Raw genomic sequence first — 12,767 nt, 5'->3', positions numbered from 1 at the left:
GCGAACTGGCAGGACGTCGCCGCCCGCCTGCAGCGCGCCCGCACCCAGACCGCCGGACTCATCGTCCCCGCCTGACGACACCCCACCGCTGTGAGCGGGCGTCTGGCCCCGTTTCCGTCGGGAAACAGGGCCAGACGCCCGCTCACAGCGCTGTCTGCTGGTAGAGGGCCAGGCGCGGCTCGCCGTCGACGACGACGTAGGTGCTGGCCATGAGGGCGACGAACGGCGGGTCGTCGCCCCGCACGGCCCGGGCGCGGTAGACGAGCGCGGCAGCACCGTCGGCACCGCCGGCACCGTCGGCGAGGCCCACGCGGCGCACGTCGTGCAGGTCGTAGGAGTCCCACGGCGGGGCGCCGTCGAGCGAGGCGACGACGGCGTCGCGGTCGAGCACCGAGCCGTCCACGAGCACCATGAGGGCCGACGGCGTCATGAGGGCGCCGTAGAACGCGCCGCCGGTGCTCCCGCACAACGCGTCCCACCCCCGGCGTTCGAGGTCGAGCAGCCGGTCGAGCGTGAGGTCCACCATCGCGCCAGGCTACGGAGCGCGGCGGCGCCCCGCACGGGGCGACTCCCCGGATTCATCGGAGGAATCCGTGCGCCCGGAGGGTGGGAGGGGCCATAATCCAGGGCATGTCCCGTACCGATGAGGTCGTCGCCGGCGTGCGCCGCATGATCACCGACGGCGAGCTCGGCCCCGGCGATCGGCTCCCCGTGGAGAAGGACCTCGCCGAGCGGCTCGGCGTCTCGCGCGGGTCCCTGCGCGAGGGCGTGCGCGCCCTCACCGTGCTCGGCGTCCTCGACACGCGGCAGGGCGACGGCACCTACGTCACCAGCCTCGACCCTGCCCGGCTCATGTCCTCGCTGCAGTTCGTCGTGGACCTGCACGGCGACACCAGCGCCCGCCCGTTCCACGCCGTCCGCCGCGTGCTCGAGACCGAGGCCGCCGGCCTGGCCGCCCACCGCATCACCCCCGAGGCCCTCGAGGAGGCCCGCGGCGTCCTCGAGCGAGCCGCGAGCACCCTGGCGCAGGACGACGTCGACCACGCGGCGTTCATCGAGGCCGACACCGCGTTCCACCGCATCGTCGCCGAGCAGGGCGGCAACCCCGTCGCCACCGCGCTCGTCGAGGCGATCGCGGGCCGCACGTTCCGCGAACGCCTGTGGCGCGGCCGCCACGAGGAGGGTGCCGAGGAGCGCACCCAGCGCGACCACGAGGCCGTCTGGCGCGCGCTGGCCGCCGGCGACGCCGAGGCCGCGCGCGTGCGCATGGCCGCGCACCTCCTCGACGTCGAGGAGACCCTCCCCGCGACGGACGTCACGGACGACTGACCCTCCGGGCCCTGTCCCGGGCCACGGCGCGGCGAGCAGGACCAGGCCGCCTAGACTGGCCGACACCTGTGATCGAGCCACCGGTCACCAGCGGGAGACGCGCGTGAGAGGAACGGCCTTGGGCGCCCACGGAGGAATCACCCTCAGCGACGACGGACGACGGTGGGAGATGTGGGGCGAGATCGACGTCGCGGTCGCGCACGAGGCCTACGCCACCCTGGAGGCCGCCGGCGAGGGCCGCAAGGTCCTCGACATGCGCCGGGTCACGTTCATCGACTCGTCGGGGGTGCGTCTCGTGGTCCTCGCGTGCGAGAACGGCCCGCGCCCGCAGGTGGTCGGCGCTCCGCAGCTGGTCCGCGAGATCTTCGAGATGATGAGCTTCGACATGCTGGTCGACTTCGTCGACGCCGACCCGTCGGAGCCCCTCGACGACGCTACGCGGACGGGGTCCGCACCCCGAGGGTGAGCAGCAGGTTGGCGTAGACGCGCTGGTCGCCGGTGGCGACCAGGACGGCGACGTCGTCCGACCGGGCGGCGTCGTAGAACGCGAAGCGGTCCAGCTCGTCCCAGCCGACGTCGGGCCCGAGCATCGCCCGGTAGCCGGTGTGCGCGGGGATCTCCTCCCCCGCGGCGACGACGTCGCCCGCCACGCCGCCGGGCACCATGACGGCGGCGGACTCGACGGGCACGGCGTCGAGCAGCACCTCGAGCACCTGGTCCACGGTCAGGAGGCCGGGGCGCAGGTTGAGGTGCACGCGCGCGGCGCCGGGCCGCGCGCCGGTGGAGTGCGGGTAGTTCGCGTCGGCCAGCAGCACGCGCGACCCGTGCCCCGCCGCGGCGAGCGCCGCGACGAGGCCCGGGTGCAACAGCTCGTAGCGCAGCACGTCAGGCCTGGCCGGCCGCGGCGGGGACACGCGCGTCGGCGAACGCGTGCCGCTGGCGGCCGAGCCCGTCGATCTCGACCTCGACGACGTCGCCGTCGGCCAGGTACGGGAACCGGCCGGACAGCGCGACTCCCTCGGGGGTGCCGGTGCAGACGAGGTCGCCCGGCTCGAGCGTCATGTACTGCGACAGGTGGTGCACGATCTCGGCGACGCCGAAGATCATGTCGGCCGTGGACGAGTCCTGGCGGGGCTCGCCGTTGACGGACGAGCGCAGGCGCAGGTCGCGGGTGTCCACCTCGTCGGCGGGCACCAGCGCCGGGCCCGTGGGCAGGAACGCGGGGCCGCACTTGCCCTTCGACCACTGGCCGAGCGAGTCGTCGAGCTGCCAGGCCCGCTCGCTCACGTCGTCGACCACGGTGTACCCGGCGACGTGCTCGAGCGCGACGTCGACCGACGGCAGGTAGCTCGCCTGCTTCCCGACGACGATCGCGAGCTCCACCTCCCAGTCGACCCTGTCCGAGCCGGGCGGGATCGGCACCGTGTCGTCGGGGCCGACCACCGTGTTGGGGTGCTTGAAGAAGATGATCGGCAGTCGCGGCGGCTCGGCGCCGGACTCGCGCGCGTGGGCGGCGTAGTTCTGGCCCACGCAGACGACGGCGGTCGGCCGGGCGATCGGGGCGCCGCGGCGCAGGGCGTCCGCGCCGTCGAGCACGGGCAGCTCGCCCGCGGCGAGCGCGGCCCGCGTGCGGGCGATGCCGTCGGCGGCGAGGAACGCGCCGTCGACGTCCCCGGCGGCGCCGGTCAGCGGCCGCAGGTCGTAGGTGGCGCCGTCGTGCGTGACGGCGGGGATCTCCTGGCCCACCGGGCCCAGGCGGAGCAGCTGCATCGGTGTCCTCTGTTCTCTCTGGGGGGCGCCTCGATCATGCGCCCGGGGCGCGGGCCGGTCACGTCCGTCCCGCCATGCGATACCGGGGTTACGAGGCGAACGCGTCGGGGTGGGCCTCGGGGGCGAGCAGCCCGCGGCCCACCAGGTCGGTCCACAGGTCGGCGGGGACGACGGCGGCGTGCCGGTCCACCGCCTGGCGCACCTGGTCGGCGGTGCGGAGCCCGACGACGGTGCTCGCCACGGCCGGGTGCGTCCGCACGTAGGCGAGCGCGGCCTGCGGCAGGGTGACGCCGTGGTCGGCGCACGCGGCGGCGATCCGGCGGGTGCGGTCGAGCAGCGCGGCCGGCGCGGGGGCGTAGTCGTACGTCGCGTCGTCGGGCACGACCTCGCGAGCGAGCAGCCCGGAGTTGTAGACGCCGGCGACGACGACGGACGCCCCGCGCGCGGCGGCCGCCGGCAGCAGGTCGGCGAGCGCCGGCTGCTCCAGCAGCGTGAACCGCCCGGCGCACATCACGACGTCCACGTCGGCCTCGGCGACGAACCGCGCGAGCATCGCGGACTGGTTCATGCCCGCGCCGATCGCGCGGACCACGCCCTGCTCGCGCAGCTCCACCAGCGCGGGCACGGCCTCGGCGAACGCCTGCTCCTCGTGGTCGTCGGGGTCGTGCAGGTACACGACGTCCACGCGGTCCAGGCCGGTGCGCTCCAGGCTCGCCTCCAGCGACCGCAGCACGCCGTCGCGGGAGAAGTCCCACACCCGCCGGCTCGCGGCGGGCACGTCGAACATGTCCGGGTCCTTCTCGTGCGCCGTCTCCGGCGACGGCACGAGCACGCGCCCCACCTTGGTCGACACGACGTACTCGTCCCGCGGCCGCGCCGCCAGGCTCGCCCCGAGCCGCCGCTCCGACAGCCCGAGCCCGTAGTGCGGCGCCGTGTCGAAGTACCGGACCCCGGCGTCCCACGCGGCGTCGACCGCCTCTTGGGTCTCCGCGTCCGTCGTCGCCCGGTAGAGGTTGCCCGCCTGCGCGGCGCCGTAGCCGAGGCTCGTGAGACGGACCCCCGTGCCGCGCACCTCCCGGGAGGGCAGCACGGCCCCGCTCGCGGTCACGCCTGCTCCGGCGGACGCACCCGCAGCTCGTGCATGCCGCCGTCGACGGCGAGCGCGGTGCCGGTGGTCGCCGTGGCGAGCGGGCTCGCGAGGTAGCAGACGGCGTGCGCCACGGCCTCCGGGCTCACCAGCCTCCCGGTGGGCTGGCGCGCCTCGAGGGCGGCCCGCTCGGCCGCCGGGTCGGGCGCGGCGTCGAGCAGGCGACCCACCCACGGGGTGTCCACGGTGCCCGGGTTCACGCAGGTCACGCGGATGCCCTCGCGCACGTGGTCGGCCGCCATCGCGAGGGTGAGCGCCTGCACGGCGCCCTTGCTCGCCGAGTACAGGGCGCGCTGCGGCAGCCCGGACCACGACGCGATCGACGCGGTGTTCACGACGGCCGCGTGCTCCGACGCCCGCAGGTGCGGCAGCGCCGCCCGCGTCACGCGCACGATGCCGAGCACGTTGACGTCGAGCACCCGCAGCCACTCGGCGTCGTCGTTGTCCGCCACCGTGCCCTGCGCGCCGATGCCGGCGTTGTTCACGACGACGTCGATGCCGCCCAGCGTCTCGGCCGCCGCCGCGACCGCGGCCCGCACGGCCGCGTCGTCCGTGACGTCGGCGACCTCGGCCGCGGCCCCCTCGGGCACGCCGTCCCGCGTGCGGTCGATCGCGACCACCTGCGCGCCGCGCGCGAGCAGCGCGCGCACGACGCAGGCGCCGATGCCGGACGCCCCTCCGGTCACGATGGCGCGGATGCCGGCGAACTCCGGCGGGAGATCGGCACTGCTCACGGGTACTCCTTCGTCGTGGTGGCGGGCTGGACGTCGAACCCGGAGGTGTCGAGCCCGTAGGTGGCGACGGCGGTGCGGCCGCGCACGGCGGCACGCTCGTCGTCGGACAGGGAGGCGAGCAGCTCGTCGGCGGCGGCGAGCCAGCGCCCGTAGCCGGAGGCGAGCAGGCAGACGGGCCAGTCGCTGCCGAGCAGGAGACGGCCCGGGCCGAAGACGTCGAGCGCGTGGTCGGCGGCGGGGCGCAGGTCCTCGGTGGTCCATGCGTCCCAGCGCGCCTCGGTGACCAGGCCGGACAGCTTCGCGACGACGTTCGGCCGGGCCGCGAGCGCCGCCAGGTCGCGGCGCCAGGCGTCCAGGGCGGCCGGGTCCCCGGGGTGGCCGACGCCGCTAGGCAGCGCCGCGAGGGGCGGCTTGGCGAGGTGGTCGAGCACGAACCGGGTGCCGGGCAGCGCCGCGGCGAGGCGGGCGCACGACGGGAGCTGGTCGGCGCGCACCACCAGGTCGAAGGGCAGGCCCGCGGCGCCGACGGCGGCGATGCCGGCGTGCACGTCGGGCCGGTCGAGGTAGCCCGGGTCGGCCTCGGCCTGCACCATCGTGCGGATGCCGACGAGACGGTCGCCGCCGGGCCCCTCGCGCAGCGCGGCGAGGCGGTCCTCGAGCGCCGGGTCGAACAGGTCGGCCCAGCCCACGACCCCCGCGACGCGCGCGGCGCGCCCCTCGGGCGAGGCGGCGACGTCGAGCAGGTCCTCGGTCTCGGCCCATGTGCTCACGCTCTGCACGACGACGGTGGCGTCGATGCCGTGGGCGGCGGCGGGGAGGTCCGCGACGGTGAAGTCGGCGTCGATGGCGGCCATGCTCGCGGGGTCGATCCAGTCCTGCGGGTGCCGCGCGCGGACCCACAGGTGGTGGTGCGCGTCGACGACGACGTCGGACATCCGGACTCCCTCGGCCTGCGGACTGATTCATCTAATGTATAGGCGTCCCGACCGCTTGCGCCACCACCGTCCGCGCCGAGTAGTCTCAGACAGCACGCCCAGACGTCATATCTCTACCGGCCCCCAGGGCCGGGCCAGCCGCTCGACGAGGAGTGATCCGCATGACCACGGCCGCCCCGCCCCTGCGCCCCGAGCAGGCGTGGTTCACCGAGGCCCGCTTCGGCCTCTTCGTGCACTTCGGCCTCTACTCCGCGGCCGCCCGGCACGAGTGGGTGATGAGCTTCGAGAAGCAGACCGCCGAGCAGTACGCACGGTACGCCGAGGTGTTCGACCCGGACCTGTTCGACGCGCGCGCCCTGGTCCGTGCGGCCAAGGACGCCGGGATGCGGTACGTCGTGCTGACCACGAAGCACCACGACGGTTTCGCGCTGTGGGACTCCGCCGTCAGCGACTACAGCATCGCCCGCACCCGCGGGCGCGACCTCGTGGCCGAGCTGGCCGAGGCCGTGCGCGCCGAGGGCCTGCGGCTCGGGCTGTACCACTCGCTCCTGGACTGGCACCACCCCGACTACACGATCGACGCGGACCACCCACGCCGGGACGACCCCGACGCGCACGCCCTCAACGAGGGTCGCGACATGGCCCGCTACCGCGAGTACCTGCACGCCCAGGTACGCGAGCTGCTCACCGGGTACGGGCCGGTCGACTACGTCTTCTTCGACTTCACCGACACCCGCGAGCGCCGCGGCTGGCCCGGAAAGCGGCCCGAGGACTGGGACGCCGAGGGCCTGCTCGCCATGGTCCGCGAGCTGCAGCCGCAGGCCGTGGTCAACGACCGGCTCGGCATCCCCGGCGACCTCGTCACCCCCGAGCAGTACCAGCCCGACCAGCCGATGCGCGACGACGCGGGCGGGCTCGTCGTCTGGGAGGCGTGCCAGACGCTCAACGGGAGCTGGGGCTACGACCGCGACAACACGCGGTTCAAGGACCCGGACCTGCTGGTGCGCATGCTCGTGGACACGGTGTCCAAGGGCGGCAACCTGCTGCTCAACGTCGGCCCGGACGGCCGCGGCGCGATCCCGCCGCGCGACGCCGCCGGCCTCGCCGCGCTCGGGGAGTGGATGCGCCTTCACGAGCGGTCGATCCGGGGCGCAGGCCCCGCCGACCCCGGGCTGGCCGACGCCGTCGCGCCGGGCCTGCCGCCCGGCGTCGTGCTCACCCAGCGCGACGACCGCCTGTACCTGCACCTGTTCGCCTGGCCGTTCGGGCACGTCCACCTGCGCGGCCTCGCCGACCGGGTGAGGTACGCGCAGCTGCTGCACGACGGCTCCGAGCTGCGCACCTCCGTCTCGGACCCGGACCAGAAGGCGTGGAACACCCACCCCGGCGGGCAGCCGCCCGGCACCCTCACGCTGCACCTGCCCACGGCGCAGCCCGGCGTCGCCGTGCCGGTGGTGGAGCTGTTCCTCGCCCCGTAGCCGTCAGACGGCGCCGGCCGCTCTCCGCAGGCGCGCCAGGTCGACCGCCCACCCACCGGCGCCGCCGACGGCGTCGCGCATCCGCTCCCAGCCGTCGCCGTGACGGTCGAGTTGCCGGTGCTCGAGGACGACGCGGGTGCGGCGGTCGTCGAGGGCGGTGAACGCGACGTGCACCTCGCTGCACCGGGCGGGCTCGGTCTCGACCTCCCACCGCGGCGAGACGTCCCAGGTGAAGACGAACCGGGCGGGGCGCTCGACGACGAGGACGCGCGCGATCGTGCAGCGGCTACCGGCGGCGTCGACCTCGGTGATCGTGCCGCCGGCCCGGAGGTCGACGTCCATGTCGACGGTGTCGTCGAGGAGGTGATGGTCCGGGTCCCACCAGGTCGACGTCTGCCGGGTGAACACGTCGAAGACGTGCTCGACCGGCGCTGCGACGTCCACGGAGACGGTCACCGAGGTGTCAGGTCGGGTCGGGGTGGTCATGGAAGGTCTCCTCTGCGACGGAGGCGAGCGAGTCGAGCGAGCGCCGCCAGAACAGGTCCAGGTACTCGCGGAGCATCGCCAGCCCTTCGGGGTCGGCGCGGTAGACGCGGCGGGTGCCGACGGCCTCGTCGGCGACCAGCCGGGCGTCCTTGAGCACGCGCAGGTGCTGCGAGACGGCGGGACGGCTCACGGGCAGCCCCGCCGCGAGCTCCCCGACCGACGACGGCCGGGCGGCGAGACGCTCGAAGACCTCGCGCCGCGTGGGGTCCGCCAGCGCGGCGAAACCCGATATGTCAGTAGCCACTTACGGTAAGTTACGCCTGACGGTGGGCCTCCACAAGACCCCGGCGCAGAACGCTCCGGGAGCGTGGATATACTCGCGGCGTCGAGGCGGACCCGCGCCGCCTTGCGCTCGAAAAAGGGGCGCACGGCAGCCCGGTCACCGGCAGTCAGCACGAGGCAGCACTGCGGACCCGGCGTCGGGACCGCACGGGACACATACGGACCGCACCACTCATCCGTCACTGTTCCCTGGAGGCCCCCGTGCCCACCGTGTCCGCCCATGTCGCCCGCACCCTCGCCCAGCACGTCGACCACGTCTTCGGCGTCATGGGCAACGGCAACGCCTGGTTCCTCGACGACCTGTCGCGCTCCACGACGACCCGGTTCACCGCCGTCCGCCACGAGGCGGGCGGCGTGGTCGCCGCCGACGCCTACTACCGCGCGTCGGGCCGCATCGCGGCCGCGACGGTGACGTACGGCGCGGGCTTCACCAACACCCTGACGGCGCTGGCCGAGGCCGCGCAGGCGCGCGTGCCGCTGGTGCTGCTCGCGGGCGACGAGCCGACGTCGGGCCCGCGCCCGTGGGACGTGGACCAGATCGCGCTGGCCGCCGCCGTCGGCGCCCGCACCTACACCGTCGGTCGCGCGGACGCCGCCGCGACCACCGTCATCGCCATCGAGCACTCCCTCACCTACCGCGTGCCCGTCGTGCTCGCCATCCCCTACGACGTCGCCGCGCTCGAGGCGGGCCCGGTCCCGGACGCACCCGAGCCCACCCTCCCCGGCCCGCTCCCGCCCGCCGGCCCGTTCGACGCCGCCGCGATCACCGACCTCGCGCGCGCCCTCGCCTCGGCCGAGCGGCCGCTGCTGCTCGCCGGCCGCGGCGCCTGGCTCGCCGGTGCGGGCGAGGCGCTGGGCGAGCTCGCCGCCGCCACCGGCGCCCTCACCGCGACGACGGCGCTCGGCCGCGGGGTCTTCCCCGACGGGCGGTACGACCTCGGCGTCGCCGGCGGCTTCGGTGCCGACGGCGCCATGGCGCTGGTGCGCGAGGCGGACGTCGCCGTCGTCGTGGGCGCGTCGCTCAACCAGTTCACGATGCGGTTCGGCGAGCTCTTCTCCCCCGGCACCCGGGTGGTCCAGGTGGACGTCGCGCAGGCCGCCACGCACCGCCACGTCGGCTCGTTCGTGCGCGGCGACGCCGCTCTCGTGACCCGCGCGCTGCTCGACGAGCTGCGCACCCTCGGCGCCACGCCGTCGGGCTGGCGCGACTCCGTGGGCGTCGCCGCCGCCCGCACCTACGACACCGGCCCCGTCGACGGCCTCGCCGCCGACGGCCGCCTCGACCCGCGCGGCGTCGCGAGCCGCATCGGTGCGCTGCTGCCCGCCGACCGCGTCGTCGTGTCCGACGGCGGCCACTTCATCGGCTGGGCCAACATGTACTGGCCCGTCTCCTCGCCCGACCGGATGATGATGGTCGGCACCGCCTTCCAGTCCATCGGCCTCGGCTTCCCCAGCGTCGCGGGCGCGGCCGCGGCCCAGCCGGACGCCACCGTCGTGCTCACCACCGGCGACGGCGGCGGGCTCATGGCCCTGGCCGACCTCGAGACCGCCGTCCGCACCGCCGGCGGCCGCGGCGTCGCCGTCGTGTGGAACGACGCCGTCTACGGCGCCGAGGTGCACGTCTACGGCCGTCAGGGCCTCGCCGAGGAGCCCATGCGCATCCCCGAGACCGACTTCGCCGCCCTCGCCGCCGCCGTCGGCGCGGAGGGCGTCGTCGTGCGGTCGCTGGCCGATCTCGACCGGCTCGGGACCTGGGCGCGCGAGCCCGTCGACCAGCGGCGGTTCCTCATGCTCGACTGCCGTGTGTCGCCCACCGTTGTCGCGCCGTACCAGGAGGAGATCCTGCGGGTGAACCGGACCCGCTGACCCGAGCGAGAGCCGTGATGCCCGGCGGCATCACAGCGTCGTCCACAGATCCCCCGAGCCCTAGAACAGGTGTTCGAATCCAGCTAGGCTCAGGACATGACGACGCGGCGGCGGGTCGGCGCACGGTCGCGCTGGCCGAGGTCCTCGCCGCCGGGACGGCGCACGAGGGCGTGATGCTGGACCTGGACGTGCCGCGGGTGGCGTCCGCGTCACCGGAGCATCGTGGGTCGGTCGCGCACCGCGCCCTGGTGGCCGAGGTCGCGTGCGCGCTCGGGGTGAGCGAGCACGTCGCGCAGGGCTGGCTCGCCGACGCCGACGTGCTGGCCTCGAAGGCGACCGCCACGCTGGACGCCCTGTGCGCCGGGGCCATCTCCTACCAGCACGCGGCCAGGCTCGCCGACGCGGTCGCGGACCTGCCCGCCTCGGTCGCGGCGCAGGTCGAGCAAGCCGTCCTGGGCCGGGCACCCGGCCTGACGGCGGCACGGTTCGGGACGCTGGCCCGTGCCGCGCGGGACCGGCTGCACCCCGTACCCGCCGAAGTCCGCCGCGAGGCCGCCGCGCTCAAGGCCGATGTGTGGGTCGACGACGGCGCCGACGGCATGTCCTGGCTCACCGCACACCTGCCCACCCCCGTCGCGCACGCCGTGCACGACCGGCTGACCCGCACCGCCGCACGCGCCAAGGCGAACGAGGACCCGCGCGGGGTCGGGCAGCTGCGTGCCGCGACCCTGACCGCGCTCCTGCTCGACGACGAGACGAACAGCTCGCGCCACACGCGCAGCTCGGACACCGGTAGTCCGCCACCACCCGATCTCTCACCACCGGACCCGTCACGGCCGGAGGCGGGGCCACCCGAGGTGCCACCGGACCCGCTGGCCACCCTGGCGCGCACCGTGCGCCCCGTCGTGCACGTGACCGTCCCCGTCACCACGCTCACTGGTGACGGCGAGGCCTCCGCGTTGCTGGACGGCCTTGCCCCGATCGACGCGGAGACCGCCCGCCACCTGACGGCACGCGCCCCGACGCTGCGGCGCGTGCTCACCGACCCCGTCACCGGCGCCATGCTCACCGTCGACCGGCGCAGCTACGTCGTGCCCGCGGACCTGCGCGCCTTCCTCACCCAACGCGACCTGACCTGCCGGTTCCCCGGCTGCCGCATCCGCGCACGCCGCTGCGACGTCGACCACACCACCGCCTGGGCCGACGGCGGCACCACCGACGCCGCCAACCTCGCCACCCTGTGCCGCCAGCACCACACGCTCAAGCACGAGTCCCGATGGACCGTCGAACAGCTCGACGACCAGCACGGAACCGGCGTCCTGGCCTGGACCTCACCCCGCGGCCGCACCTACCTCACCATCCCCGGCAGCACCGACCACACCCTCGCCCAGCTCGACGCATGGGCCACCGCGGCCGCGCACCTGCACGAGCACGGGTCCGAGCCCGGTGGGGGCCGCCCGTCCGGCGGCAGCCGCGACGCGCCGACGCCGGCACCCCGCACCGCGGTCGACGTCGGAGACCCGCCGTTCTGAGGGGACGGACGGCTCTTGCGAGGAGGAACCGCCCCTCCTAGCGTCGAAAGCAGAACACCGAATGCTCCCGCCCAGCGGGGGCCGTCGTGCGTCGCCAGACCGCTCCGTCGTCGTCAGGCCCCCGCAGCGCCGCCAGCAGGGGCGGCACCCACCCGGGCCTACCGACAGGAGGGGCGTCATGGACACGTTCGACGCGGTGGACACCGTCGTCGTCGACGCACGCATCGAGAGGATCCTCGACGCCGCGGGCCGTGCACCCAGCGTGCACAACACCCAGCCGTGGAACGTGGACGTCAAGGGCAACCGCCTCCTGATCCGGGCCGACGCGGCCCGTCAGCTGCACCAGGCCGACCCTCAGGGTCGCGAGATGTACATCAGCTGCGGTGCCTTCGTCTTTAACGCGGCGACCGCCGCACGGCGCGAGTCCCTGACGGCACGCACCGTCGTCCTGCCCGACCCGGCGGACGAGCGCCTCGTCGCCGAGCTCGAACTCTCCGCCGGGGCCCGCCCCACGATGGACGAGCTCGGCCTGTCGGTCGCGATCCAGCGCCGCACGACATCCCGCGTACCGTTCGACGACCGGCCCGTCGCCCCCGACGTCCTGCGCGCGATCCGCGCGGCCGCGAGCACCGAGGGCGGCGAGCTGCGGTTCATCCACCCGTCCGACCCGGCGCGGTCGGAGGTCCTCGAGCTGGTCCGGCGCGCCGAGCGCCAAGCCGGCGCGGACGCCGAGATGCGCGCCGAGGAGGCGGCCTGGACCGCCACCGACGACACTCGACGGGACGGCATCCCGCACGAGCTGCTCGGCCCGGCCCCGAACGACGACCGCGCACCCGTGCGGCGGTTCCGCCACAGCTCAGGTCACGCCCAGTTCGAGCAGCGCTCGACGATGGCGGTCCTCGCGACCCCAGGCGACACCGTCCGGGACTGGATCGGCGCGGGGATCGCGCTGGAGCACCTGCTGCTCGTCGCGACCGGGTACTTCGTCCACGCGTCGTTCGCGACGACGGCGCTGGAGAACCCCGTCACCCGCGACGGCCTGCGCGCGGCGCTCTCGCTCGAGGCCGCGCCGCAGATGCTCATGCGCTTCGGCTACTGCCCGAGACCGCGGCGGGCACCGCGCCGCCCGACCACCGACCTCACCTGAC

The 12,767-nt window shown here is 75.1% G+C and carries 14 protein-coding genes; 6 read left to right on the top strand and 8 right to left on the bottom strand.

Features of this window, described 5'->3' with window-relative positions; translation table 11 throughout:
* Positions 1-142: 142 nt before the first annotated feature.
* A complete protein-coding gene (locus ACQP60_RS20855) occupies positions 143-526 on the bottom strand; it encodes a DUF4440 domain-containing protein (RefSeq protein ID WP_429736560.1) in 384 nt (127 codons plus the stop codon).
* A 104-nt stretch (positions 527-630) separates the two neighbouring features.
* On the opposite strand from ACQP60_RS20855, the gene ACQP60_RS20850 reads away from it, so the two are divergent.
* Positions 631-1,329, top strand: coding sequence for a FadR/GntR family transcriptional regulator (locus tag ACQP60_RS20850; RefSeq protein ID WP_429736558.1), 699 nt, complete (start codon positions 631-633; stop codon positions 1,327-1,329).
* 118 nt (positions 1,330-1,447) lie between these two features.
* Complete coding sequence (locus ACQP60_RS20845; RefSeq protein WP_429736556.1) at positions 1,448-1,795, top strand: STAS domain-containing protein; 348 nt, start codon at positions 1,448-1,450, stop codon at positions 1,793-1,795.
* Here ACQP60_RS20845 and ACQP60_RS20840 read toward each other — a convergent pair.
* From ACQP60_RS20840 to ACQP60_RS20820, 5 genes are all read right to left on the bottom strand, one after another.
* The gene (locus tag ACQP60_RS20840; protein WP_429736554.1) at positions 1,764-2,213 is read right to left on the bottom strand and encodes an RbsD/FucU domain-containing protein; all 450 of its coding nucleotides are present in this window, start codon (positions 2,211-2,213) and stop codon (positions 1,764-1,766) included. The genes ACQP60_RS20845 and ACQP60_RS20840 overlap by 32 nt on opposite strands.
* 1 nt (position 2,214) lies before the next feature.
* Positions 2,215-3,099 carry a fumarylacetoacetate hydrolase family protein gene (locus tag ACQP60_RS20835; protein ID WP_429736552.1) on the bottom strand — a complete coding sequence of 295 codons (885 nt, stop codon included), beginning with the start codon at positions 3,097-3,099 and terminating at the stop codon, positions 2,215-2,217.
* A gap of 88 nt (positions 3,100-3,187) precedes the next feature.
* The gene (locus ACQP60_RS20830) at positions 3,188-4,207 is read right to left on the bottom strand and encodes an aldo/keto reductase (protein WP_429736550.1); all 1,020 of its coding nucleotides are present in this window, start codon (positions 4,205-4,207) and stop codon (positions 3,188-3,190) included.
* Entirely contained in the window at positions 4,204-4,980 is a 777-nt protein-coding gene (locus tag ACQP60_RS20825) for an SDR family NAD(P)-dependent oxidoreductase (RefSeq protein WP_429736548.1), read from the bottom strand. The genes ACQP60_RS20830 and ACQP60_RS20825 overlap by 4 nt, the downstream gene beginning before the upstream one ends.
* Positions 4,977-5,915 (bottom strand): amidohydrolase family protein, encoded by a 939-nt coding sequence (locus ACQP60_RS20820; RefSeq protein ID WP_429736546.1) that lies wholly within the window; start codon positions 5,913-5,915, stop codon positions 4,977-4,979. Before ACQP60_RS20820 ends, ACQP60_RS20825 begins: the two co-directional genes overlap by 4 nt.
* A gap of 161 nt (positions 5,916-6,076) precedes the next feature.
* On the opposite strand from ACQP60_RS20820, the gene ACQP60_RS20815 reads away from it, so the two are divergent.
* Positions 6,077-7,393, top strand: coding sequence for an alpha-L-fucosidase (locus ACQP60_RS20815; protein WP_429736544.1), 1,317 nt, complete (start codon positions 6,077-6,079; stop codon positions 7,391-7,393).
* Positions 7,394-7,396: 3 nt separating this feature from the next.
* Here ACQP60_RS20815 and ACQP60_RS20810 read toward each other — a convergent pair whose 3' ends face one another.
* The gene (locus ACQP60_RS20810) at positions 7,397-7,879 is read right to left on the bottom strand and encodes an SRPBCC domain-containing protein (RefSeq protein WP_429736542.1); all 483 of its coding nucleotides are present in this window, start codon (positions 7,877-7,879) and stop codon (positions 7,397-7,399) included.
* Entirely contained in the window at positions 7,857-8,183 is a 327-nt protein-coding gene (locus ACQP60_RS20805) for an ArsR/SmtB family transcription factor (protein WP_429736540.1), read from the bottom strand. Before ACQP60_RS20805 ends, ACQP60_RS20810 begins: the two co-directional genes overlap by 23 nt.
* 239 nt (positions 8,184-8,422) lie before the next feature.
* Between ACQP60_RS20805 and ACQP60_RS20800 the strand changes: the two genes are divergently transcribed.
* From ACQP60_RS20800 to ACQP60_RS20790, 3 genes are all read left to right on the top strand, one after another.
* Positions 8,423-10,087: a thiamine pyrophosphate-binding protein gene (locus ACQP60_RS20800; protein WP_429736538.1), complete on the top strand. Its 1,665-nt coding sequence runs from the start codon at positions 8,423-8,425 to the stop codon at positions 10,085-10,087.
* A gap of 173 nt (positions 10,088-10,260) precedes the next feature.
* Positions 10,261-11,619 (top strand): HNH endonuclease signature motif containing protein, encoded by a 1,359-nt coding sequence (locus tag ACQP60_RS20795; protein WP_429736536.1) that lies wholly within the window; start codon positions 10,261-10,263, stop codon positions 11,617-11,619.
* Positions 11,620-11,797: 178 nt separating this feature from the next.
* Positions 11,798-12,766, top strand: coding sequence for an Acg family FMN-binding oxidoreductase (locus tag ACQP60_RS20790; RefSeq protein WP_429736534.1), 969 nt, complete (start codon positions 11,798-11,800; stop codon positions 12,764-12,766).
* Position 12,767 lies beyond the last annotated feature (1 nt).

This window comes from Isoptericola variabilis (assembly GCF_050311655.1).
Taxonomy (GTDB): domain Bacteria; phylum Actinomycetota; class Actinomycetes; order Actinomycetales; family Cellulomonadaceae; genus Isoptericola; species Isoptericola variabilis.
This window is presented reverse-complemented; position numbering and strand designations above follow the sequence as displayed.

Bases quoted from the DNA above. Each gene is read 5' to 3' on its own strand.
- ACQP60_RS20815 (WP_429736544.1), top strand. From the start codon at position 6,077: ATGACCACGGCCGCCCCGCCCCTGCGCCCCGAGCAGGCGTGGTTCACC.
- ACQP60_RS20820 (WP_429736546.1), bottom strand. From the start codon at position 5,915: ATGTCCGACGTCGTCGTCGACGCGCACCACCACCTGTGGGTCCGCGCG.
- ACQP60_RS20795 (WP_429736536.1), top strand. From the start codon at position 10,261: ATGCTGGACCTGGACGTGCCGCGGGTGGCGTCCGCGTCACCGGAGCAT.
- ACQP60_RS20790 (WP_429736534.1), top strand. From the start codon at position 11,798: ATGGACACGTTCGACGCGGTGGACACCGTCGTCGTCGACGCACGCATC.
- ACQP60_RS20810 (WP_429736542.1), bottom strand. From the start codon at position 7,879: ATGACCACCCCGACCCGACCTGACACCTCGGTGACCGTCTCCGTGGAC.
- ACQP60_RS20855 (WP_429736560.1), bottom strand. From the start codon at position 526: ATGGTGGACCTCACGCTCGACCGGCTGCTCGACCTCGAACGCCGGGGG.
- ACQP60_RS20850 (WP_429736558.1), top strand. From the start codon at position 631: ATGTCCCGTACCGATGAGGTCGTCGCCGGCGTGCGCCGCATGATCACC.
- ACQP60_RS20835 (WP_429736552.1), bottom strand. From the start codon at position 3,099: ATGCAGCTGCTCCGCCTGGGCCCGGTGGGCCAGGAGATCCCCGCCGTC.